Origin of the sequence: Leptospira dzoumogneensis, from assembly GCF_004770895.1 — a bacterium.
Classification (GTDB): Bacteria; Spirochaetota; Leptospiria; order Leptospirales; family Leptospiraceae; genus Leptospira_B; species Leptospira_B dzoumogneensis.
The window spans coordinates 549,783-572,945 of the sequence record NZ_RQHS01000019.1 but is presented as its reverse complement, the minus strand read 5'-3'; the positions used below and the strand labels follow the sequence as shown (position 1 = coordinate 572,945).

At 40.3% G+C, this 23,163-nt stretch carries 18 protein-coding genes and 1 tRNA gene; 4 read left to right on the top strand and 15 right to left on the bottom strand.

Annotated features, from left to right (window positions below; genetic code table 11):
• Position 1: 1 nt before the first annotated feature.
• From EHR06_RS16300 to rsgA, 5 genes are all read right to left on the bottom strand, one after another.
• Complete coding sequence (locus EHR06_RS16300) at positions 2 to 3,574, bottom strand: tetratricopeptide repeat protein (RefSeq protein WP_135757951.1); 3,573 nt, start codon at positions 3,572 to 3,574, stop codon at positions 2 to 4.
• The gene (locus EHR06_RS16295; protein ID WP_244288628.1) at positions 3,574 to 5,193 is read right to left on the bottom strand and encodes an LIC10124 family lipoprotein; all 1,620 of its coding nucleotides are present in this window, start codon (positions 5,191 to 5,193) and stop codon (positions 3,574 to 3,576) included. The genes EHR06_RS16300 and EHR06_RS16295 overlap by 1 nt, the downstream gene beginning before the upstream one ends.
• 217 nt (positions 5,194 to 5,410) lie before the next feature.
• Positions 5,411 to 6,340, bottom strand: coding sequence for a FecR family protein (locus EHR06_RS16290; RefSeq protein ID WP_135757950.1), 930 nt, complete (start codon positions 6,338 to 6,340; stop codon positions 5,411 to 5,413).
• A gap of 204 nt (positions 6,341 to 6,544) precedes the next feature.
• Positions 6,545 to 7,858 carry a hypothetical protein gene (locus EHR06_RS16285; RefSeq protein WP_135757949.1) on the bottom strand — a complete coding sequence of 438 codons (1,314 nt, stop codon included), beginning with the start codon at positions 7,856 to 7,858 and terminating at the stop codon, positions 6,545 to 6,547.
• Positions 7,842 to 8,810 (bottom strand): ribosome small subunit-dependent GTPase A, encoded by a 969-nt coding sequence (gene rsgA / locus EHR06_RS16280; protein WP_135757948.1) that lies wholly within the window; start codon positions 8,808 to 8,810, stop codon positions 7,842 to 7,844. Before rsgA ends, EHR06_RS16285 begins: the two co-directional genes overlap by 17 nt.
• 27 nt (positions 8,811 to 8,837) lie before the next feature.
• On the opposite strand from rsgA, the gene EHR06_RS16275 reads away from it, so the two are divergent.
• From EHR06_RS16275 to thiD, 3 genes are read left to right on the top strand one after another with little or no spacing between them, the layout of a single operon-like run.
• Positions 8,838 to 10,652 (top strand): sensor histidine kinase, encoded by a 1,815-nt coding sequence (locus tag EHR06_RS16275; RefSeq protein WP_135757947.1) that lies wholly within the window; start codon positions 8,838 to 8,840, stop codon positions 10,650 to 10,652.
• Positions 10,649 to 11,002 (top strand): MGMT family protein, encoded by a 354-nt coding sequence (locus EHR06_RS16270; protein WP_135757946.1) that lies wholly within the window; start codon positions 10,649 to 10,651, stop codon positions 11,000 to 11,002. The genes EHR06_RS16275 and EHR06_RS16270 overlap by 4 nt, the downstream gene beginning before the upstream one ends.
• Before the next feature lie 18 nt (positions 11,003 to 11,020).
• Entirely contained in the window at positions 11,021 to 11,824 is an 804-nt protein-coding gene (thiD, locus tag EHR06_RS16265; protein ID WP_135757945.1) for a bifunctional hydroxymethylpyrimidine kinase/phosphomethylpyrimidine kinase, read from the top strand.
• Here the strand turns inward: thiD and EHR06_RS16260 are convergent.
• The 6 genes from EHR06_RS16260 to hisB all read right to left on the bottom strand — a co-directional run bounded on the left by EHR06_RS16260 (position 11,821) and on the right by hisB (position 17,464).
• A complete protein-coding gene (locus tag EHR06_RS16260; RefSeq protein ID WP_135757944.1) occupies positions 11,821 to 13,641 on the bottom strand; it encodes a DUF885 domain-containing protein in 1,821 nt (606 codons plus the stop codon). The two genes, thiD and EHR06_RS16260, sit on opposite strands and share 4 nt — an antisense overlap.
• A gap of 17 nt (positions 13,642 to 13,658) precedes the next feature.
• Positions 13,659 to 14,201 carry a hypothetical protein gene (locus EHR06_RS16255; protein ID WP_135757943.1) on the bottom strand — a complete coding sequence of 181 codons (543 nt, stop codon included), beginning with the start codon at positions 14,199 to 14,201 and terminating at the stop codon, positions 13,659 to 13,661.
• An 8-nt stretch (positions 14,202 to 14,209) separates the two neighbouring features.
• Positions 14,210 to 15,427, bottom strand: a complete 1,218-nt coding sequence (locus EHR06_RS16250; protein WP_135757942.1) for a vitamin K epoxide reductase/DsbA family protein — start codon at positions 15,425 to 15,427, stop codon at positions 14,210 to 14,212.
• 95 nt (positions 15,428 to 15,522) lie between these two features.
• Complete coding sequence (gene hisA, locus EHR06_RS16245) at positions 15,523 to 16,257, bottom strand: 1-(5-phosphoribosyl)-5-[(5-phosphoribosylamino)methylideneamino]imidazole-4-carboxamide isomerase (RefSeq protein WP_135757941.1); 735 nt, start codon at positions 16,255 to 16,257, stop codon at positions 15,523 to 15,525.
• On the bottom strand, positions 16,254 to 16,886 hold the full coding sequence (gene hisH / locus EHR06_RS16240; RefSeq protein ID WP_135757940.1) for an imidazole glycerol phosphate synthase subunit HisH: 633 nt from the start codon (positions 16,884 to 16,886) through the stop codon (positions 16,254 to 16,256). Before hisH ends, hisA begins: the two co-directional genes overlap by 4 nt.
• Positions 16,883 to 17,464 carry an imidazoleglycerol-phosphate dehydratase HisB gene (gene hisB, locus EHR06_RS16235; RefSeq protein ID WP_100704931.1) on the bottom strand — a complete coding sequence of 194 codons (582 nt, stop codon included), beginning with the start codon at positions 17,462 to 17,464 and terminating at the stop codon, positions 16,883 to 16,885. Before hisB ends, hisH begins: the two co-directional genes overlap by 4 nt.
• A 116-nt stretch (positions 17,465 to 17,580) precedes the next feature.
• Between hisB and EHR06_RS16230 the strand changes: the two genes are divergently transcribed.
• Positions 17,581 to 17,662: transfer RNA gene (locus tag EHR06_RS16230), tRNA-Leu, on the top strand.
• Between the two features lie 225 nt (positions 17,663 to 17,887).
• Here the strand turns inward: EHR06_RS16230 and EHR06_RS16225 are convergent.
• The 4 genes from EHR06_RS16225 to EHR06_RS16210 form a co-directional block, all read right to left on the bottom strand.
• Positions 17,888 to 21,040 (bottom strand): efflux RND transporter permease subunit, encoded by a 3,153-nt coding sequence (locus tag EHR06_RS16225; RefSeq protein WP_135757939.1) that lies wholly within the window; start codon positions 21,038 to 21,040, stop codon positions 17,888 to 17,890.
• Entirely contained in the window at positions 21,027 to 22,454 is a 1,428-nt protein-coding gene (locus tag EHR06_RS16220) for a TolC family protein (RefSeq protein WP_135757938.1), read from the bottom strand. The genes EHR06_RS16225 and EHR06_RS16220 overlap by 14 nt, the downstream gene beginning before the upstream one ends.
• 5 nt (positions 22,455 to 22,459) lie before the next feature.
• On the bottom strand, positions 22,460 to 22,690 hold the full coding sequence (locus EHR06_RS16215; RefSeq protein ID WP_135757937.1) for a YgaP-like transmembrane domain: 231 nt from the start codon (positions 22,688 to 22,690) through the stop codon (positions 22,460 to 22,462).
• A 142-nt stretch (positions 22,691 to 22,832) separates the two neighbouring features.
• A complete protein-coding gene (locus EHR06_RS16210; protein ID WP_135627959.1) occupies positions 22,833 to 23,099 on the bottom strand; it encodes a metal-sensitive transcriptional regulator in 267 nt (88 codons plus the stop codon).
• Positions 23,100 to 23,163 lie beyond the last annotated feature (64 nt).

Sequence of the window (23,163 nt, the reverse complement as noted above, 5' to 3'; positions counted from 1 at the left end):
TTTAGTGATACAATAGAGAGTAAACATTGTCCGAATCTTGGACAAGCTTGTAAGTCCAGACGGTTTCTCCCTTTTCATCATATCTAACAGCAGTATTATCTTTATATAATACGATCACATCTTTCTTTTTACCCGGTAAAAGACCTTCGACTTCTTTGTCGGAAATTTTGATCTCCTTCAGACCGGAAGAATCCGCATCCACGCGATAGATCTTATCGTTACCTGCAAACCAGAGAGAGGTTCCTCTTACGCTGAAAAGATTTGCAGACTTATCAGAGATCTCAGTCTTAGTCGCTTTTCCTTTTCCGGAAACATAAACAATCTCTTTATCCGTGCGGAAAAATGTTCCATCTTCCGTAGCACCAAGTAATCTTGGATTCGTATTTCCGGTCCAAGCGGAATCTACGTCCTTACTCAGTTTCGCATCCGCATATAAGATCTTATCTTCTTTAGAAGAAGACTGTACTAAAAACACATGTCCTTTTTTAGATGCGGACCAAGTTTTTGAATCCAAAGGAATGGATTTGTTTTCTTCGAAAGTATCCGAATAACTAGTTAAGGTCCTTTTTCCGGAAGTTTCAGTTTCTACCAGAATTCTATCTCCGGAAACCATTGCTTTTTTGAATATCCCCGTAAGATTGATCGTTTGAAAAACGGAACCTGAATTTTGGTCTCTGACTTCTAAACTTCTATCCGTAAATGCGTAAACTCTTCGGTCCGCGAGAACATTACGGAAAGGTTTAGTACTTGTGATCCTCCAAAGACGGATCGCTCTGTTCTTATCCAGCGCTTCGATAGAAGTTCCGTAATTCATCAATAATAGATCGTTGATGATAACCGGAACTCCGACCAAAGATCCACGATTCGGGAATGGTTGTAAGATCACAGGAGTATCTGAATCGGAAAGTACCAATCTTTCCGCTTGGCTGGAATAAGGAGAATTCGGATATTTTTCGGCGAGTTCCCTTCCTAATTCGATAACTAACTTTTTGTATTCCGCATTTCCGGGATTTCTAGTTTTTAATTCGGAAAGAATTCTGATACGCGCATGTAAGAACTTCTCATCTCTTTCAAGCTCAAGAGCCCTTACGATCTCAGCATCTGCAGTCTCCAGATCTCCTTTCTTAAAGTAAATATAAGAAAGTTGGAAATGTGCATCCGGGAAGTCCGGATTCTTCTTTATAATTTCCTTAAATATAGTTACGGATTGTTCCAAAAGATTATCATTAAAGAGAACGATCCCTATATTATAAGGAGCCAGTTCATTTTCAGAATCCGCCTTCATGGCGCTTTCGAATTCTTCTTTGGCCTCTTTACTCTTATTCTGATTATAATAGGCGATCCCTTTACCGATCCTGGAAGCGGTGAATTCAGGATTTAATAACCAAGAACGATTGAATGATTCGATCGCTGCATCGAATTTTTTCTTTTGGAGAGAGATAATTCCAAGTTGATAATGGCTATAATAAGAATCCTGTTTTTTTTCCAGGACCTTTTGGAAACCTTTCTCCGCATTATCCACTTCTCCTTTTCTAAGTAAGAATGCATAGATTGCCTCTTGTGCAGCCACGTTTTTAGAACCTTCCGGAGAATTTTCTAAAAGAGAAATTCCTTTCTCTTCCATTCCCATCGCGAGATAACATTCAGCTACCTTAATATATAAGGTAAGCTTTTTAGTCTTATCATACGCGGATTGGTAGAGAGGAACCGCTTTTTCGTAAGACTTATTATCGAAAAGACGATTTGCTTTTTGGATAGTTGGAACTACTTCGGAGAATTTCCTGTTCTGGTCTATGGTTTGTTTTGCTTCCGCGATCTCAGGAAGATCTTTGGTCAATTTTTCAGCTTTTGCCAGCCAAGAACTTGCAGAATCATAATTTGCTTTTTCATTCTCTTCTAAAGCGATCTTATAATAAAGAAATGCCAGACGGAACTGGATAGATTCATTATCCGGGTACTTCTTCATTAAACTTTTATAAGTATTTTCCGCCTTATCGAATTCTTTTTTATCTTCGTAAGTTCTTGCTAATACGATTCCGGAAAGAGGATCGTTTCCTGTGATTGCTTCCAACTCTTTAGTGTATTGAGCCACTTTGGATTGGTTTTTCTGAGTCGCATACAAACGGATCAAACCTTGGAGCGCAGGAAGATTTCCTTTTTGAAGGCTCAATGCTTTAAGATAATTCTGCTCTGAAAGTTTTGCATCTCCACTGATCTGATACAATCGACCGTAAGCAGTATAAACTCCAGGATCATCTTGGTCTTTCGCCTTCGCTCGATCGAAATAAGTTTTAGCGGATTTAGTATCTCCTTTACGAAGACGCAGATCTCCTTCATGGATCAACTCGGAAGATTCTAAGAAGGCCGCAACCTTCTTCGTTTCTTCATCCGATTTTAAAGTGTCCAATTCGTTTTTAGCCGTTTTGTATCTATGCTCTGAAGCAAGAAGATACACAAGGTTCAGGACCGGTTCCTTATAATTCGGATCCAGCTCACGAGCCTTACTAAAAGAAACCATTGCCTTTGCATTTTCTCCCAAAGACTTTTGGTTCAAACCGATCTGGTTATAGATGGATGCATTTTTAGGGAAGAATGGGATCGCCTTTTCTAAAACGGAAATCGCCTTAGGATTGTTCCCTGATTTGCTATAAGCGGATGCAAGACCGGAATATCCTTCTAAATAATCCGCTTTTAATCTTAGGGAAGTTTCGAATGCTTTAATCGCACCGTCAGTATCATTAGAAAGTATTTTAGCGTTTCCTAAAAACACGAATGGAGAAGGGTTCTTAGGATCTAATTGAGTAGAGGAAGTAAAATATTGGACCGCTTCTCTATAACTTTTTGCTTTTAGGGCAGCATTCCCTTTTTCTAATAAACCTGCTACTTTAGTCGCAGAAGCGGATTGTTTTGCGGATGCAAGATCCGGATCCGCATTTCTAGCCTTCTCAAAATAAGACTCTGCAGCCTCGTAATCTTTTACTTGGACGGCGGTATCTCCCAATTGCATGTACAATTGAGCCTTAAATTTAAACTTATCCTCCGGAATAGACTTGAGAGCGGAGTAGGCTTCGTCGTATCTTCCGATGGTTTTTAATAGTACCGCTTTTTTGAATGTATAAGCGCTTCCGTCCACCTTAGGAAGTTTTTCTAATTTGGAATACACTTCCAGAGCGTCTTTATTGGCTCCTTGAGAAGTGTATAAGATCCCGAGGGTCAAAAGGATTTGCTCATTCTCCGGATCTAATTCCGTTCCCTTTTTTAAAGAGTTCAAAGAATCTTCCGTTTTACCCAAACGATACTCGGAAGATCCTATCAAATAATAACCTTCGGCAGTAGGATATGCTTTTACTGCTTCTCTACCTTTAGAAAGAGAAACTTCGAATTTCCCTTTCTGAAAAGCGGAGTTCCCCTCGTTGATAAGTCTAGATGCTTGCTTTAATTTTTGAGCGGCTATAATATCTTTTTCTAAAATCGCATCCTGAGAATTCGATTTTCTGAAATCTTTAGAAATACATTGTACCGCAAAAACGGAAACGATAGAAAATATTATAAAATGAGAAAGTATACGATTCATCACTTGTATCCCTTATAGAGAATCTTCAGATCTTTAATGGGAGTTTTTTCCCTAAACTCTTCTCCTCTGGTCAAAACGGAAACAGTCCAGAGTCCTCCCGCAGGCAAATCTCCCTGCCAAACCACATCCCTTCCAAGATACAGGGACAATTTTTTGTTTTTTAAATCCGTTTTGAACGAGAATGGACGGCCAATATCCTTATCCACATCCAAATATTTATAAGTGCTGAGTGTTTTTCCATCGGATGGAAATTGGAAGATGGAGACCTTCTCCTTTCCTGCTACAACTCCTAGAGAAAGACCATTCAAGTGGAATGTCACGGCCACTGAACCGTCCCCATGATCTACAGGAAGTAAGAAGTAACCTTCGATCTCTAACTCTTCCGGAATGAACGGGAGAGAATACACTCCGTTCCAACCGTTGGATAAGTTTTTCTTTTTCGCAAATTCCAGACCGTTCGGCCCGAAAGGAGAAAATCCGAATTCTCCGGACGGTTTCCAGAATTCTAACTCGGACAATAATCCATATCCGAAATAAGGAAGTGCTAACTCAACCAAACGATCCGGCTTAACATCCAAGATCCCTTCGTAATAAACATAAGCACCATCCGCACTTTCTTTTAGGAGCTCCAACTGATATGCACCCGGAGTTAAATTACTTCTGAAAAAAGGAGTCTCTCCCTGTTTGTAACCGTCCAAAGAAACGGAAAGTCCGTTAGGTACGGTAATCACTTTAGCAGATCCTAATGTACGATCTTCTTCCCATTCTTGGAATAGAAAACTTTTTTTACCTGCTCTTACTTGAATGGTCTTAGTGATCGGTTTTTTCCCTTTTAAGACTACTTGTATATCTTGGATCCCTTCTTGGATCGGAACCTCTGATAATGGAGTATTTCCTAATGACTTTCCTTTCCAAAGTATCTCAGTGTCTCCGGAGGAAGCTCTTACTGTTAAGGTCCCTCTAACGGAAGAATTTACGATTTCCTTAATTCTGGTTAGATCGGGCTTTCTGTCCCAAACCGGAACTGTTGTTTGTTTGGATTCTAATGAGATAACTCTGTCGGAAGATTTCCAGAATATCGCCTGGTTCCAAGCTCCTACTTCTTCGCTGGAAACCGGACGTTTGAAAGAAAGTTCAAAGTCTCCATAAGAAGTTGGATCCACTGAATCTTTTAATTCGAATTTAAAAGTCCAACCTGCATCGGATTCGATTATCGAACCTAAAACCAAAACATCCACATCTTTGGATTTTAACTCTTGAGCTAAATCCGTTTTGTTTTTCCAAACATCCGGAGAAATTTTAGCGTTCGAATATTTTACATCCTTCCAGATCAAACTGATCTCTTGTTCGAAATAAGAGGCCAATTTTTTATCCACTGATTTAGGATATTCGATAGGAGAGAATGCTAAGATCGGGACCTCATGTCCCGCTTTACGAACCCGAAAGTCGGTTTCGGATTCTCTAAAAATGAATACACTCTCGGAGTCGCCTATCGGCTTGTAATACGGTTCTTGTATCAGCTTAGAAGGTTCGTTTAACTTCTGTACCGAGGAGCAAGTAAGCCCAAAACTCGTAATAAGAGAGAATATAATAAGATTACGAAATGAATTGTTCCCCATCCCGTAAAAAAATTTCCCAGGGACTGATTTAGCAAATCTTTTCCTAGTTCTGGAAAAAATGAGGGCTTTTTTACGGAGAATTATCCGACCTTGGTTGGTCTTCTTAAAACATTACAAAATTACGACATGCGCGCAAAGTATGCCTATAAAGAGAAACCCCGCTGCATAGCGGGGCCCTTATAGAATTAGAAAAGCGGAAAAGAAGAAAGAAACTAAATTAGAAAGTTTCTTTCGGATTAAGTTTCAACTTTTCTTTTTGAACGTCTTGTTGGACATATTTAGTTTCGTTCACTTGCTGAGCTGTTCTAGCTACTTCGTCCGCGTTGGCTCTAGTAGCTTCACGTTTCTGCAATTGGGTACGAACTTCTTCCACTGTGGAAGCCTGGCTCAAAATGCGAAGTTCTTCGCTGGATGCTTTCAGTTCATCCACCAGGTTATTATATTCTAAAACGTCGTTTTTCTTAAGAACGATCAGTCCTTTCAGTTCTTTTACCGACTCAGGTCTTAAAGAAAGGATCAGTTTTTCGGTCAATTTCTGGTTTTTCTTAAGAGTGATCTCTCTGTTTCTTTCCAGAATGACTTCGGACTCTTCTCCGACTTTAGATACCGCAACGGAACCTTCTAGTACTGCGAATTTAACATCACAATGATCTTCTGCACAGTTTACTTTTTTGCCTGTTGGGTTTTCAACAGAAGTTAAGAAGGTAGTTCCGCGAACTCCCGCAAGAGCAGTAGGAGTTACTACGTTGAATTCGGAGTTTTTGTTCTCTTTACGAACTAGAGTTACGATCCTTCCGTAGTTCAGATTGACCTTAACGTTAGTTCCTTCGTCTCCGATCAGTGCAGCAATAGATACTTCACTCTCTTTGGAAACTTTAATGATACCGCTTTCGGCAACCATGATCTCTACAGATCCGTTTTTACCGGTAAGGATAGTGTCTGCAGCAGTTACTGTCTGACCGAATTCGGCTTTTTTCTCACCTTCGGCGGACTGGACTTTTACGTCACCGTTAAGCCAAACGATCTTAGCAACTGAAGAAGCTGCTTCCGATTTTACTTGGCCGCTGCTTGTTTTAGGACTACAGGCGATCAGATAGCTGGCTGCCAGTAGAGTCATTAGAATTAGGGTGGTTTTATTTTTTAACATATATTCTCCCCCGCTTTTTAAGCTTAAGAATCCTCTAGATATAACAAACTAACAAGGACTTTTTACCAATACTTCTGTTTAAACCATTTTACAAAAAGCAAAAGATTTGGTTTGGAAAAAAATTTCCTAAAAATGCCCCTTTGGCAGATTATAATAAAAAGCATCGAAAATAACCCTTAAGGGTTAGCGGCATGAGAACGAATTCTATTTTTTCTCCGCCTTTTTAGGCTCCACTTCGGGTAAAGAATCCAGTTCTTCTTCCAATTTGCACTTCGGATAATGATCCGCGCTTAGACTAGAGCCTACCCAACCGAATGCTTCTTGAGATGAGATGACGTGTATATCCCAACCTTGCACTATATTTGGACAATCCCAGACTTTATTCTTACATAATACCTGGCTCGCCTTGGGTTTTGGATAGGCCCAAGCAGCTGGAGGATGAAGACATTGCATCTCCACTTCTGCCAACTTACGCATACGCTTTACGTTTTCTTCAAATTGTTTGAATAAGTTCACTAACGGGTTAGCAAGTACCTCGTTAAAGTATCCTCTAGAAGTATTATAAGCCAAGAAGTATACCAATTCTTCCATTACATATTCTTTATCATGGGAGAAGGAGCTAACCGTATGGATATATCTAGCGATCTTTAAGGAATCAGTAAGGAGTTCACGTAATAGATCTTCCGATTTATCCGGAAGTCCCGCGTCTTCTTCGTCGTCAGGAGTAGAATCACTTTCCCCATCTTCTACCATCATCTCAGCAAAGAATGTTTCGTCCGGATTTTCTCTCTCTGATTTTTTAGAACCTGTCGCTACAACTTCTACATTGTCTTGCAGCCCCAGAGGAACGTGATTAGAAGCGGCAGAACATACAAATTCAGGAAGATCCAACTTCTGCATGAAGTTAGCGCATTGTTTCGCGATCCTTGTTTTTTCCGTATCGTCCGGAAACGGTTTATTCCAATAGTCTCCGGTGACCCTAGCGATATCCATAAAGATCCCGCCAAGGAAAGAATACCTGCGTAACATTTTATATTTGAGTGCATCCGGGATCAGAACGATCCCCAAAGCCAATAGACCTAATTCACAGATATGTTTGAAAAAGTGAGGGTTTGTTTCGTAAACTTTAAAGAGTGCTAGTAAATGTTTCTTATTATTGATCCCGTTACGAATAATTCCCTTAAAGTTGAACTTATTCTCTTCGTACATGAACTTTAAGAATTTCTTATCCGTATTCTTAAGTTGCAAAACTATCTTTTCGGCCATCTTGTCCTGGATCTGGCCGATCAATTCTTTCGTTAATTTTATCTTAAATTCGGGATTGTACTGACCTTTAATTTCCTTCAGTCGAGTCAGAGCGGATTCTTTTACCTGGACCTCTTCCTTTACTAGAATATTGCCGCTATTGTCCTCGATCGCATTTAGGAAACGTAACATATTCCCGGCGTTATAATCGCGCACGAAGTTTAAAACCTCGTCGATCGAGTTGTATTCTACCGATTTAGGATTTACTTTCATTCTTTAAGTGGTCTCTACGTGTGATTCTAAACGGGTTTTCCAGGCTTGCAAGCATAGATTCCAGGCTCTTTCTTCTTTCCATACTTATATCGGTCGCTTCTCCCATAGAAAACAACATTTTGCATCCAGGACCCGCATCGCAACAGTCGGAAATATCACATTCTTCTTTATACTTTCTCAATTCCGGGTAACTTTCTAAGATCTCACCTTTAGTTAAGTGTAAGATCCCCCATTCTTTGATACCTGGAGAATCGATTAATACTATATTATCTTCCAAGACCAGAAAGTTTGAGTTTGTAGTAGTATGTTTACCCTTCTTAGTGGAAAGACTGACCTGAGAAGTTTTCTGCAATTCCCTATCCGATAAGACGTTTACTAAGCTAGATTTTCCGACTCCTGAATTCCCGACTAAGTACGTGGTTTTGGAAGAAAACTTGGAGTATAGTTCTTCTAGACCTTGGCCGGTCTGGCAGGAAACAATGATTATATCATAGCCGAGATCTTTATAAACGGAAGAGCGTTTAATCGCAGTTTCTCGATCCACTAAATCGGATTTAGTGAATACGATTAGGGGAGGGACCTGAGACAAATACGCGGCCGCCAAACATCGATCTAAAAATCCATCTTTGGTCTCAGGATCTTTTAAGGAGGCGAGGACCGCAATTTGATCTACATTAGCACAAAGTACCTGTGCATCTCCCTCTTTACTTTTACGTAAAAGTTCGTTTTTACGGGACAATCTTTCTTCGATGGCCCATTCTCCGCCCGATTCCATCGCACAAACCCTGTCGCCTACAACAAAGGGATGTCTTTCTTTTGCGGAAATATTTCTGAGCCTTCCTCTGAGTACGGCCCTTACTCTTCCTCTTTCCGGAGAGTACAGATCGTAGAAGGCCCCGAAGACCCTTGCTATCGTAAAAAACTCCTTTACTGGAATCGTGGAACTAGACATTCTTAAGCCTAATTTTACGGGCACGCGATGAAAATCATACGCAAATTCGGACCAATATTCGGTCTTGTTTTAGCCGCATTCCTATTGCAATCGGCGCTTATTTTCGGTTTGGATTTCAGATCCTTGGATCCGGATCGTACGATCGTGCTTCTCATCAGTTTGCCTTTTACCACTCTGGCCGCCGTATTTGTTTGGATCTGGTTCAATGAGTTCGGACCTGCATGGAACTTATCATCCGCACTTTCTAAACTGACGGACCAAGAATACGTAAAATACCTTTCTTCGTTAGATAAATTCAAAAGTGACCTAATTGCAACGAACATCACTGAAAGTGTATGCGATAAAATCCTGAAATTTCTCCCAAGTATCATAAATGCCAGCCGGGCCAAAATTTATTTATGGAGAGAAGATCTAGGGAAATTCTCCCCTTATCCTACGGAAACGGGAGAGGATCATTTTTATATCTTCGATCCTTTTCTTCTATGGATCACTGAACACGATAAAATTTTTTATTCGGAAGAATTTGTAGAAAACGCAAAACTACAACAGATCAAAGAACATGCGCTTTCATTCGCTTCAAGAACAAAGGCGGATCTCCTCGTTCCTTTTATCTTAAACAAAAGTCTTTTAGGAATGCTTGTTTTAGGACCTAAAAACGATGGGAGAAGGTACACTGCATCCGAACTGGAAAAACTGAACGAGATGCGGTCCGTTTCCGTGATGTCACTTTCGAATTCCATTTTTTACGAAAGACTAATAGAGCTTACCGAAACCTTGGAAGAAAAAGTCAGACATAGGACCCAGGAATTGGAGAGCGCACAATCCCAGTTGATCATGTCCGAAAAAATGGCTTCCTTAGGAACGATGGTGGCAGGGATCGCACATGAGATCAATACTCCCGCAGGAGTGATCAACGGCTCTGCAGATAATCTAGAATCGAATATGAATTATATAGTAAAGAACGTATTCGAGATCGTTAGATTCGCTAGGAACAAAAAGTTAAGAAAATCGTTCGAAGTCGCACTTCTTCATATCTTAAGAGACCGGAAAAAAAGTCAGGTCATGGAATCCAAAGACAAGTTCCGGATAAAAAGGGAACTGAAAGAAGAAATGATCGAGATGGGGATCGAAACTTCCCTAGCCGGAGAAGTATCTTCCTTTATTATCGAAAACGACGTTATGGAAGTCCGAAAATACATAATGGAAATTTTGTCTCAAGGTGCAAAATCCGGATATGAGATGCTAAAACATGCATCCAACACGAATCGAAATATTAAAAATATTAAATATTCCATCAAAAATATAGTTCGGATCGTAAAAGCTTTAAAATATTATTCTCATCTAGACCAAAGTAAATCTTTCACTAGTGCCGACTTGATAGAAGGTATCGAAAACACTTTGGTGATCATGAACAACCAGCTTAAGTATGGAGTAGAAGTGAAGAAAAACTTCTCCACTATTCCGAAAGTTGTATGTAATCCGGACGAATTGAATCAGGTTTGGACCAATCTAATCCAAAATGCAAACCAAGCAATCCGAGGACAGGGCACGATCGAATTATCTGCGTACTCGGTCGGAGATACAGTTACTATAGAAGTGCAGGATGACGGCCCGGGGATAGATTCTTCCATCAAAGACAGGATTTGGGATCCATTCTTCACTACAAAAGATCAGGGAGAAGGTTCGGGACTCGGACTTGGTATCGTAAAAGGTATCGTAGAAAAACACAAAGGTAAGATTACGGTAGAATCCATGCCTGGAAAAACGGTATTCAAAGTTGAATTACCTCTTAGGCCTCCTCAACCAAATGCGGAAATAAATCTAGAAAAACCCGCCGTATGACCGCGAAACCTAAAAAGAAAAAGATAGAATTAAAGCCGGAAAACTTTTACGATCTAGTTTATAAAATCGTAAAGAAGGTCCCGAAAGGAAAAGTCACCAGCTACGGCAGAATTGCGGTTCTGATCGGAAAACCTAGAGCGGCCAGAGCAGTCGGTTATGCACTAAACGCTTTAAAAAAAGGCCAAGAGCAGAAGATCCCTTGGCAAAGAGTCATCAATAGTATGGGAAAAATTTCTCACAAAGGGGATACTCCCAGAGCGATCATACAAAAAAAACTTTTAGAATCGGAAGGTATCGAATTTTCTAGAGAAGAGGTCGTGGATTGGAAACGATTCGGCTGGCCTGATTAATTTACTGTAAGGTTCCGAATGCAAAAGCCGGTAGTATTAACAATCGCAGGTTCCGACTCCGGAGGTGGAGCAGGTATCCAAGCGGATCTAAAAACTTTCAACTCCACCGAATCTTTCGGAACTTCCGTGATCACTTGCCTAACCGCTCAAAATCCGGACGGTGTCACAGGAATTTTAGAAGTAGATCCCGACTTTTTAGAAAAACAACTCGCAGCTGTGCTTTCCTATTTTCCGGTAAAAGCGATCAAAACCGGAATGTTATTCTCCGAAAGTCTGATCAAAAGAATTTCTAAAATTTTAAAAGAATATAAAACGAAAGGTCAAAACTTCGAATTAGTTTTGGATCCTGTGATGGTTGCCACAAGCGGTGCCAAACTTTTACAAGACGAAGCAATCCAATCTTTAGTCTCAGAATTAATTCCTATGGCGAGTCTAGTTACTCCGAATCTAGACGAGGCAAAAATTTTAGGTTCCGGAGAAATCTCCAAAATCGAATCCATGGAATCCGAAGCAGTTTCTCTTTCTAAAAAATTAGGAGTGCCCGTTTTATTAAAAGGCGGGCATATCAAAAATTCCAAAGAAGCATTGGACGTATTAGGAATTCCGAACGGAGAAGTTTACAAATACGCAAAACCTTTCGTGGAGGACTTCAATCCGCATGGAACAGGATGTACTTATTCTTCTGCGATAGCTTCTTATTTGGCCCAAGGACTCTCTCTTTCCGAATCCGTAGCTAAGGCGAGGGAATTCCTGCATGCAGCAATCTTACAGTCTTTCCCGGCAGGAAAGACCAAGACATTAAATCATAACCCTAAGATCTAGTTTTTAGGGACTAGTCCCAATTCTTCCTTAGAAGCTTTTTCTAAAATTTCCAGAGGAAGAGAACCTTTTCCTAAAACGAATCCGTGATATTCTTTGATATCGAATGTTTCTCCTTTAACCGATTTCCAATCTTCTCTCATTTTTAGGAAAGAGATCATACCGATCTTGTAAGAACAGGCTTGTCCAGGATAAACAATATATCTTTCAATCTCTGCGGAAACTTCTTTTGGAGCCATGCCCGTATTGTCGGACATATATCGGATGGCGTCTTCTCTGCTCCAACGTTTGTAATGGATCCCCGTATCCACAACTAGACGAACCGCTCTGAATAATTCCGCTTGTAGTCTTCCTAAATCCACATATGGGTCTGAATAAAAATTATAATCTTTAGCAAGTCTTTCCGCGTACAATGCCCAACCTTCTACAAATGCGGTGAAATGTGTGGTCCTTAATTTTCTTGGGGCGGAAGTCAATTCTTGGGACCAAGCAATCTGTAAATGGTGACCTGGAATTGTTTCATGATACGTTAACGTATTCATCCCGAATTTAGGGATCTCTTTTAAGTCGCGCAAGTTTGCATAGAATACACCGGGACGTTTTCCATCCAAGCTAGGTTCCTCGTAATATGCCCCGGGTGCTCCTGCTTCTTTGAATTCGGGAATTCTTTCCACCTGCACTTTTGCTCTGGGCCAAGAAGGAAAGATAGGTTTAGATCTTTCGATAGATTCTTTTAAGATCTCTTTATAGACCTCTATGACTTTTTCTTTTCCTTCCGGAGTATTCGGGAATTGGAATTCGGACTTTTCTCTTAACTGCCTCATGGTGGTTTGCAGATCCGAAACTCTAATTCCGGAAGTTTCCAAAATGGATTTCATCTCAGTTTGTATTCTTGCTACTTCTGAAAGTCCGATAGAATGGACTTCCTCCGGAGAAAGATTGGTAGTAGTATGATATTTTAAAGTATGTTCGTAAAACTTGTCTCCATTCGGAAGTTTCCAGACTCCAGCCTTATTATCCGCAGATTTAAGCTGTTGTTCTAAAAAGTTTTGGAGTTTAAAATACGCAGGATAAACGGAAGTTTCTAAGATCTTTTTTACTTCCGCCAAAGAAGAAGTTTTTTGCTCGGAAAGGATCTCGTCATTCTTCTCCAATTTTTTACGAAGGCTTACATATAAAATATTATCTTCAGGATTTTTGACCCTGAAATTTTTTAACTCATCTAAAACCCTTCTTAAAATAAAATCCGGAGGGATCACACCGTTGGATTGTCTGATCTCCAAACCTCGGATCACTTGATCCAATTTTTCAGAAATTCCTTTTAGTCTCGCAATATAAGATCCTACATCCTCATAATCTTCTATCATATGAGAAGTTGCCAAGAAGGAAGGAATATGATTCTGAACTCCGAATAGTTGGTTTACAGGATAATAATTATAGATGTATTTTTCATAGTCCGCCCCTAATTCCAGATCCCATTCTAAGGCCTTATAATAGATCCTATCTTCTCCGCTTAATTTGGAAGAATCATATGTCTTAAGTATTTCCAGATCTCTTTTTGCTTTGTCTGCTCTTTCCATTTCCTTTTCGGGAGAAGAGTCGGACCATTTATAATTATGAGAAGTGATTCCCCAAGAATCCAAAATTCGGAGAGAAGTTAAAGTCTCCGGATCATCCAGAACATTCTCCCAAAATATCTTTTCATAATATAAACCTAATGTGATCGGCCTAAAATTGATCGTATGCCAAATTAAAATCCCGAAAGAAAGTAAAAGTACGGCAACGGTGGATAAAAAGATGATCAGGATCTTCTTCAGCATGGATAAAACTCCGATGTTTAGAAAAGTGGAATAAGAATTTTAGATAAAAATACGAGTAATAGTGTCCAGATCGCGGAAGAAGATGCCGCAAAAGAAAAATGATTTTCCCAATTTAACAAAGGAACACATACGAATAAGAACATACCGAAATAGGAAAGATAAGGATTACGAAGATATAATGTCTTCTGCCATTCGAAAAATCCTTCTCTAAAGTCCTTCGCATCTCCTTTGAATTTATTCAAAAAGATCCATTCTGAAACGAATCCGAAGACGGAGAATGTAAAAAAGAAAAAGGAAATTAGAAGTATCCAAGACCAATCCAAAAATGGGATCGGATTCAACGCGTGTATGATCGGAAGTGCAAAAGCAATCAGAGCCGAAAAAGGAAAAAAGAAAGCAGTGCGAAATAACCTACTTTCTGAAAGAAATTTAAAATAAGGAATTCTTCCAGGTAACTGATAAGAACCGCAAAACAAACATTTTTCCGAATCGGAAAGAATGGAAGAGCCGCAGTTCCTACAATAGAAATTTTTTTTGGAGACTTCGGCTGCTTCCGACACTTAAAACCTCAGACCTTCTTAATTAAACTTTCGATCAAAGCTCTTAAGAAAGCTTCTTTAGGAGTTCCACTTTGGATCGGTTTATTATTAATAAATAAGCTAGGTGTGCTGTGGATCTCTACCTTTTCAGCATCATCCACTTCTTTATTGATCTGATTACGGACCGCAGGAGAAGACAAACATGCACGGAACTGATTCATATCCAAACCTTCTTGCTGCGCTAAGCTCAACACGGAAGCAGGAGAGTGAGCAATACGGTTCTCAGTGTTTCTATAAAGTCCTTCGTAAACCGCAGGGAATTTATTTTGTTTATCCGCGCAAATAGCTGCGGATGCTGCAACACAAGAACTAGCATCAGGACGAGGAGATTGCACCAATCGGTTACAATTCGCATCCAATGGGAAATTTTTATAAACGATCTTTACTAATCCCGGATAATCTCTCAAAACTCTTTTCAAAATATGAGAAGTATCCATACAGTGACCACAATTGAAGTCGGCAAACTTAACGATCGTGATCGGTGCATTAGGATCTCCTTGTATGGAAGAACCTTGTAGATCAATGGAAACTAACTGAGCTTTTTCGTAATCTGCCAATTGTTTTTGGATCTGAGCGACACCAGTATGCTCCCCTTCCACTAAAGAATCATGGAAAGATTTTCCTCCGATTTGGCCCGCGGCTAGGAACAATAGAACAACTATGTAAGTATTTAAGCCTTCCAATTGAAAGATGCCGAATGCTTTTTTCAAAGATTTGTCCTTATAATCCTTAATTTGGAAGAAGGTCCCTGCAACCAAGATCAAAGTAGAGATCCAAGTAACCGCACAAAGTCCGCAAATCGCATCTATATAAAATACGGAAGCGGAGAATAATCCAAGATCAACCACCAATGCTACAAGCAAAATGTAAAAGGAAAGAAGAAGGTACCCTTCTTTGTTTTCAGGGCTTTTTTCAGATCTTACAAAAAGGTATGTAACAAATCCGTAAAATGAAAATCCGAAAAGAGCGATCGGAAGATCTCCCAACCAAGGAACGTTCCTGATCGCAGAGATGCTGCTTTCGGAAACCTTAGAACAAGAACCTGATTCACTGACTGCATCACAAAGTGATTGTGCTAGTCCGTCCGCAGTTTCGCCGCCGAAATATTTTCTGATCAATAAGAACGAGATAAACGCCGCGACACCGGAAATTACGGCAAGAATAGAGCTAGGGGACAATTTTTTCATTCGGGACTCCGATTACAAAATACCTTTTTACATACCTGGAAGGCATAAGGAAAGAAAAAATATGCGGATATGTACTTATAAAAAGGAATTAAAAATTAATCGGAGCCCAAGCTAGTGATCGCTTCGGCAAGATCTATTTTACCTTCGTATAGAGCCTTTCCGGTAATCACTCCATACATCGGAACGGAGGTCCCTAATGAGGATAATGCCATGATATCTTTCAAAGAAGAAATACCACCGGATGCAATTACTTGAAAATTATATCTGCTTAAAATTTCCTTATATGCGTTAAGGTTTGGACCCGCCAAAGTTCCATCTTGGGCGATATCCGTGAAAATAATATTACGGATGCCTGCTTGTTGCATTTTTTCCAGAAGGTCCAGATATTTCACACCCGAGTCCACTTCCCAGCCTGCAATTTTGACTATACCGTCTCTGGCATCTACCGCCACTACGATCCTATCTTCTCCGTATTTTTTGAGAGCAAAATCCAGAAGTTCAGGATTATTAACGGCCGCTGTTCCTAGGATGAAACGGTCGATACCGATAGAATCGTAATATTCTAACTTCTCTTTATCTCTAATACCGCCTCCTAATTGGATCTTAAGTTTAGAAGATTTACGAATTTTTGAAATAGATTCCGTATTGATCCCGATCTGGTTTCTTGCGCCGTTCAGGTCCACAAGATGTAAGAGAGTAGCACCGTTTCTTTCGAAACCTTCTGCAAGTTTCCAAGGCTCTGTAGAGTAGATCGTTTTTTCGTCGTAATTGCCTTTGAATAATCTAACGGCGCAATTATCCAACAAGTCAATGGCTGGAATTAAAATCATAAGGATTGAATAAAGTTCTCCAGAATCTTTAGACCGAAGGAATGGGATTTTTCAGGATGGAATTGTGTTCCAAAAACGTTTCCTTTCTCAACCACTGCCGGGAACTTCTCCCCATAATAATCGCAGAAACCTGTGATCGCGGAACTCTCCACTCCAACGGGACGGTAGGAGTGTATAAAATAAGCGAAGGATTCGTCTTCTAAATTTTTCAATAAATTACTCTTAGAAGGATTTCTTTTATATAATTTATTCCAACCGATATGAGGGACTTTATAGTTTTTTCCCTTAAACTTGCGGATCTTACCTTTGACATAACCTAGTCCGGGAACAGTCGCATTCTTATTTCCGGAAATTACTTCGTCGGAATCTTCGAACAAAATTTGAAAACCGATACAGATCCCGAACAAAGGTTTTCCCGCTTTTACGTGATCATCTATAAAAGTTCTCAAACCTGACTCGTTCAGATTTTTCATCGCTTTATCAAAATGGCCGTCACCGGGAAGAATGATCGCATCCGCCTGCTTCAAAACGGACGGCTCCTTAGTATAAGAAAAATCTTTAGTGAAGAGTGAGATCGCTTTTAAGCAGGAGTGAATATTCCCCATTCCATAATCAAGAACGGCTATCATTCCAAAACACCCTTTGTAGAAGGAATTGCTCCGCCCGCAGCGGGATCTATCTCAATCGCCATTCTCAAAGCCTTACCGAAAGCTTTAAAAATGGATTCATGAATATGGTGACGGTTTTCTCCGTAATGAACATGAACGTGAAGATTCATCTTCGCATTCAAAGCGAACTTCTGTAGGAATTCCAACGACAGCTCTGCATCGTAAATCCCGAACTTGCCCACAAGTTCAGGACCGGTATATTTGTAATAATATCTACCGCCCAAGTCCACAGCAACAGTGGTAAGAACCTCGTCCATTGGAAGAGTGTAATGACCGTATCTTCTGATACCGGCCTTGTCTCCCAACTGCTTGTGAAGAGTTGCACCAAGAAGGATCGCGGTGTCCTCGACGCTATGATGGCAATCGATTTCTATGTCGCCTCGCAGCCATAGATCGATATCCAGAAGACCATGTTTAGAAACATGGGAAAGCATATGCTCGAAGAACGGAATTTGAGTATCGAATTTATAATTACCTGTACCCCGAATATTCAGGGAGAGTTTGATGTCCGTCTCCGAAGTTTTGCGTTCTTCTTTCATTCTATCCTGACCCTACTTTCCTCTTAATTATCGTGTCAATGAATTCCAAAAATAAGCTGACGGAAAGTCCCTAAAGGCAAAATTATCCGTAGGGAAACAAATCCCTCCAACCACTAGCCGAAGTGGCGGAATTGGTAGACGCACTGGTTTCAGGTACCAGCGGGTAACACCGTGGGGGTTCGAGTCCCTTCTTCGGCATAAAATTTCACTAATATTAAAATAGATCCAAGGGACTCGAACGGTCGAACTGGAAAGCAAAAATAGCGACCCATAGGGAGCGTACATTTTTGCGCCTGAAGCACAGGATGTGCTGAGGCCAGTGAGACACGCCGCGGAACCAAGTTTTGCAGGATGCGAAACTGTGTAGCGGTCGAGTCCCAATAGAAGTTTCGTTGCGTAGAGGCGAGTCCTTCTTCGGCAAAATCATCCTCTTCTTCCAGAAAACCAAAAGTAAAACGCAGGAACGACGAACCTACTCAGCACTGTCGCCGCAATTTCTCCGAAAATTAAGGACACTGCCAGGCCTTGAAAAATCGGATCGAATAACATTACGGAAGATCCGACTATCACCGCAGCCGCAGTCAAAAACATAGGTCGAAAACGAACCACTCCGGCATCTAAGACCGCTCTTTTTAGATCCTTTCCCGCTTCGATCTCGGCTTGAATAAAATCCACTAAAATGATCGAGTTTCGAACTATGATCCCAGCTCCGGCAATAAATCCAATCATAGACGTTGCCGTAAAATAAGCTCCGGAGACTAAATGCCCCGGAATAATACCTATAAGAGAAATCGGTATCGGCGCCATGATAATGATCGGAAGTTTATAATCTTGGAACCAGCCAAGTACCAAAACATAGATCAAGATCATCACAACTGCAAACGCCCCGCCTAGATCACGAAAGACCTCATACGTTATGAACCACTCTCCGTCCCATTTTATAACCGGATGTTTTGTATTCCATGGCACCTCGGAAGTATAGATCGGATATTGGATTTTAGGACTCAAAGAAAGAATTCCGTAAACCGGAGCTTCTTCTTTTCCGGAAAACTCCGCAGTCACATATTCCAAAGGTTTTAGATTTTTTCGATGAAGTACTTTTGAAGAAATTCTTTCTCCTTCTCCGACTAAATTTTTAGGGGAAACGGATCCTGAAAATTGAGAGGATAGATCCCAACTGGAAAATGGAGAATGTGAAGATCTAAATTCATTCGGAACGGACAAATCTACCGAAATATCTTCCGGATGTTCCGACTCGGATAGAATGAATACAGGAGTTTCTCCGAAAAACAATCCAGTGTTCCTTGCCATAACGGAAGAAGGAATTCCAACAAGTCCTCCTTTATCAAATCTGTAAGGATATCTTATCTTAGGCCTGATCTCAGAAAGACTGGAATCCAGATCTACAATTCCTTCCTGGGCTTCCGCAATCGAACGGATCTCTTCGGCAACTTTGATCCTTTCTTTTTCAGTCGGCCCGTATATTTCTACGACCAAGGTAGAAAGTACCGGAGGCCCAGGCGGGATCTCCAGCACCTTGCTAAGTACGGAATTTTCTTTATTATATTTTTTTAAAATAGGACGAATAGATTCTATGATCTCGTGACTCTTTTTCTTTCTGGAATCTTTGTCTTTTAAAACTATATGAAGATCCGATTTCCATTCCTCTCTTCTCAAAAAAGTATGCTTTACCATTCCGGAAAAGGAGAAGGGAGCGGGCTCTCCTGCGAATATTTGGACCTTCTCCACATTTTTTTCCTTCAAAATCGATTTTGCAAGTTCGGAACTTAATTCTACGGTTTTGGAAAGAGGAGTCCTAGGATCAAAATCCAATATGATCTGAAATTCGTCCTTATCGTCAAAAGGTAACATCTTCACTTTCACCGCTTTAAATGCCACTAAGGAAACTGAAACGACAAATAATGCAATGATCAGAAGGATCATTTTTATAAGGTTTGATTTAGATCCTAAAAGCCATCCAGCAATCCTGAGATAGATCGCATCCAAACGTGAAATTTTCTGTTTCGCTGCAGTCCCGGTATGTTCTTTCAAAATCCTTAAACTGATCCAAGGAATGACTGAAAAGGCTACCAATAAGGAAAGAAGCATAGCAAGACTGGCTCCGACAGGGATCGGTTTCATATAAGGTCCCATCAAACCGCGCACGAATGCCATAGGCAGTATCGCTGCAATCACTGTGAAGGTTGCCAATATGGTTGGATTTCCTACTTCCGAAACTGCATCTATGATGGATCTGATCTTCCCCTTATTTCCGGGAAATGCAAGATGCCTTTCTATATTCTCGACTACGACGATTGCATCATCTACGAGTATACCTATCGAGAAAATCAGTGCGAATAGGGTAACTCGATTCAGAGTGTAATCCAGAAAATAATAAATCGCTAATGTAAGAGCTAAAGTGACCGGGATCGCTACGAATACTACGAAGGAAGCTCGGATCCCCATCCATAAAGCGATCAAAACGGAAACGGAAATAGTCGCAATAAGAAGATGTTCTATCAGTTCCTTTGATTTTATTCCTGCCGTTTTTCCATAGTCGCGGATCACACTGAGTTTAATTCCGCTCGGAAGATCTTTTCTAAATTCGTCTGCACGTTCTCGGATGATCCTAGATAATTCTTCTACGTTAGTTCCCTTTCTTTTTGAAAATACGATCGTAACAGCATTCTCTCCTATTTCAGGGTTTTCTTTTTGAAAGAAGAAAGATTGTCTGCTTCTCTCCTGAGGTCCTTCGTATACCTGAGCTATATCCCCCAGCTTAACGACTCTTCCCCAGCTTTGTTTAATAGGGATCTTTTTCAGATCATCCGTATTTCGGATCGAGGAACCGATCTCTATATCGTAGACGTTTTTTATTCCCCAGTTTTTCCCCGCCGGAAAATCGGAAGAATTTGCCTGAAGACTTTCGGCCATTTGGATAAAATCTATACCGAACTCTTTCATTCGTTGCGGATTTGCGATTACTCGAACCGATCTTTTTCTTCCTCCCAATAATTCCACTTTGGAAAGATCGGGAGTAGAAGATAATTCTCTAGCCAAAGGAGATACCAAATTACGAAGAGAATAATCGTCCGTATCAGTAGAACTGAAAGTAAGGGCTAAAAAAGGAACATCATCAATCGTATAAGAATTTACCGATGGATCAGAAGTATTCGGAGGAAGTTGGTTTTTGATCTCTAAAATTTTATGATGGATCTTGACTAAAGAAGGCTCTAAAGGTTCTCCCACCTTAAATCGGACAGTGATCAAAGATTGATGATCTCTGGTTGCGGAATAAACATATTCGACTCCTTCCAAACCCCATACGGATCTTTCCACCGGTTCAGTAATTTTTCTTTCCATCTCGTTCGCCGAATATTGAGGAGAAAAGAACGAGATATCCACCATAGGAACTGAGATCTGAGGCTCTTCTTCTTTCGGAGTTAGATATACTGATAAAATTCCCGCAAGGATGCTCACTATTGCAAAAATAGGAGTCAGTTTCGAACCGATAAATTTTCCCGCTAGTATTCCTGCGAAACCTTCGGTCTGTGTTTGTTTATTATTTTCCTTCATTGTTTTCCTCGGAATAAAGGATGAGCTGAGCTCTCGTTCTTAAATATTCCAAATCCATAAACTCTTTCCTGGATAAGGCGTCGGAGGTTCTTGAGAAACTTTCCGCCAAACTTGAGGCGGGAATATTTCCTCTTTTGAATAATGTTTGAGAAAGAAGAAGTTGTTCATATTGTATCCGGTAGGATTGTTCGGAATCTTTTCTATTTTCAGACAATACTCTTTCCTTTTCTAAAAGGATCTTGAACTCGGAGTTTTCTTTCAATCTTGCTTCTTTGGCTTTTGTTTCTGCCGCTTCCGCTTGGATCATTGCTTCTTTTTTTGAACCTATATCAGTAGGATTAAGCAGATTCATTTGTAGAAAAACTCCGGCATTATAAGAATTTGCGAAGTTCCTATCCCCGTTGTATCCGTATGCTTCCGCATAAACTCCTACCTTAGGCAGAAATTTAGAATTCTCCATTGTTACCTTTTGTTTGGATATGTTTGAATGAGATTCCAGAATTTTAGAGATCGCGGTATGTCTCTCGGACGAAGAAGATGGTAAAGGTAGAACTTCTTCATAAAAACGTGATGAAGAAGTTTCCGCCGGTCTAAGATCTTCCAGCAAACCTCCCGAAAGTATCCGGATCGATTCTAAGGATTCTTTTCGATATAGTTCCTTCTCCTTTATCTCGGAAGAAACCCTAAGTTGAACGGATCTTAACGCGAGGGAACCGGAATGACCGATCGGATTCCCAGCCGTATCTAATCTATACGCGTTCACGAAGAAATCCAATTGACGGAGTATTTTCTCCCTCTCCTTAACTCCGCCGGAAAACACTAAGAAAGAATGGAAAGAAACAGCAGTTTGAATATATAAAGTTTTTCTAAAATACTCCGATTCTAGAACATACGATTGAAGTTCTTTATCCTTAATTTCCTTAAAAGCTTGGCCGGAACCTCCTTCATATACCGGGAACTCAAGGCCCAAGGTCCCGCGGGAATATATATTACTACCCGGATGATTTAAGGTGTCTTTCGCAAAAATATTCGCCGAATTCGGATTTATATTTTGATAAAGCTGGTTATTTGAATCCAAAAAATTGGAAAGATTAGATCGATTACTCGCCGTAGAAAAGTCGGATTGAGTTGCGGATCTTTGCCCCAGTTTTCCGGTAAAATTTAGGATTGGATCGTTCGTTTGATAAGTACGAACATCCGTATACAATTTAGGAAACCAATGCAAACCCGCTCTAGCGCTTGCGGATTTCGCAGCTTCTATTTCCAAACTTTTCGTTTGTAAAGAAGGGGAATTTCCGGCCACCTTTTCCCATACGGAGAAAAAATCCATACTAGGATCGGAAGCGTGACTTGTAAGAGGTATCAGAAAGAATACCCCACCCAGTATCAACGATAGAGCGGATCTATATCTCATTGGATTTATTTATCCGATCCGCATTTTTTAGGAACGCCCAGCCTAGTAAGAATGAAGGCCATCGGACAAAAGCCTACCGAGGAAAAAAGGACCATATTGACCCCGACCAAGAGGTTCAGAAGAAGCCCCCAAGGACTAAAAAAGTTCGCGATAAACAAACCGATCAAAGAGAACGACCCTGCAATCAGGAATAAGACCCTTTCCAAATACCAGCTTTGATTATTTGTATTCTCCATATCATATACCCCCCTAGGTATGCAATAACTCCATATACCCGTGGGGGTATATGATTAGTCAACAAAAAACCGAGGCGAAATAAATTTTGCGTTCAAAACTGATTCCGAACGCAAAAAGGCGAATAGGGGTGAAAAAGGGAGATTATAAGGAGAACGCGGCTTTAATTGCTTTTTTCAGGTTTTTCTGAATAGAAGCGGAGGATTTTTTTTCAGAGAAACATCTATCCATGTATTCCTGAACATAAGCTTCTCCAAATTTTTTAAGAGCCTGGCTGGAAGCTTTGAGTAGAATTAATGTTTTTTCACAATCTTCATCCTTATTATGCAAACTTTTTTCAAGCGCGTCCAATTGACCTTTAATCCTATGCAGTCTATGGGTGAGTTGTTTTCTTATTTCATCTAATTCCATAACGTATACCCTGTATGGTATAGCAATATGTCAAGGATTATCCTAAAACCTATCTTTAATCCGC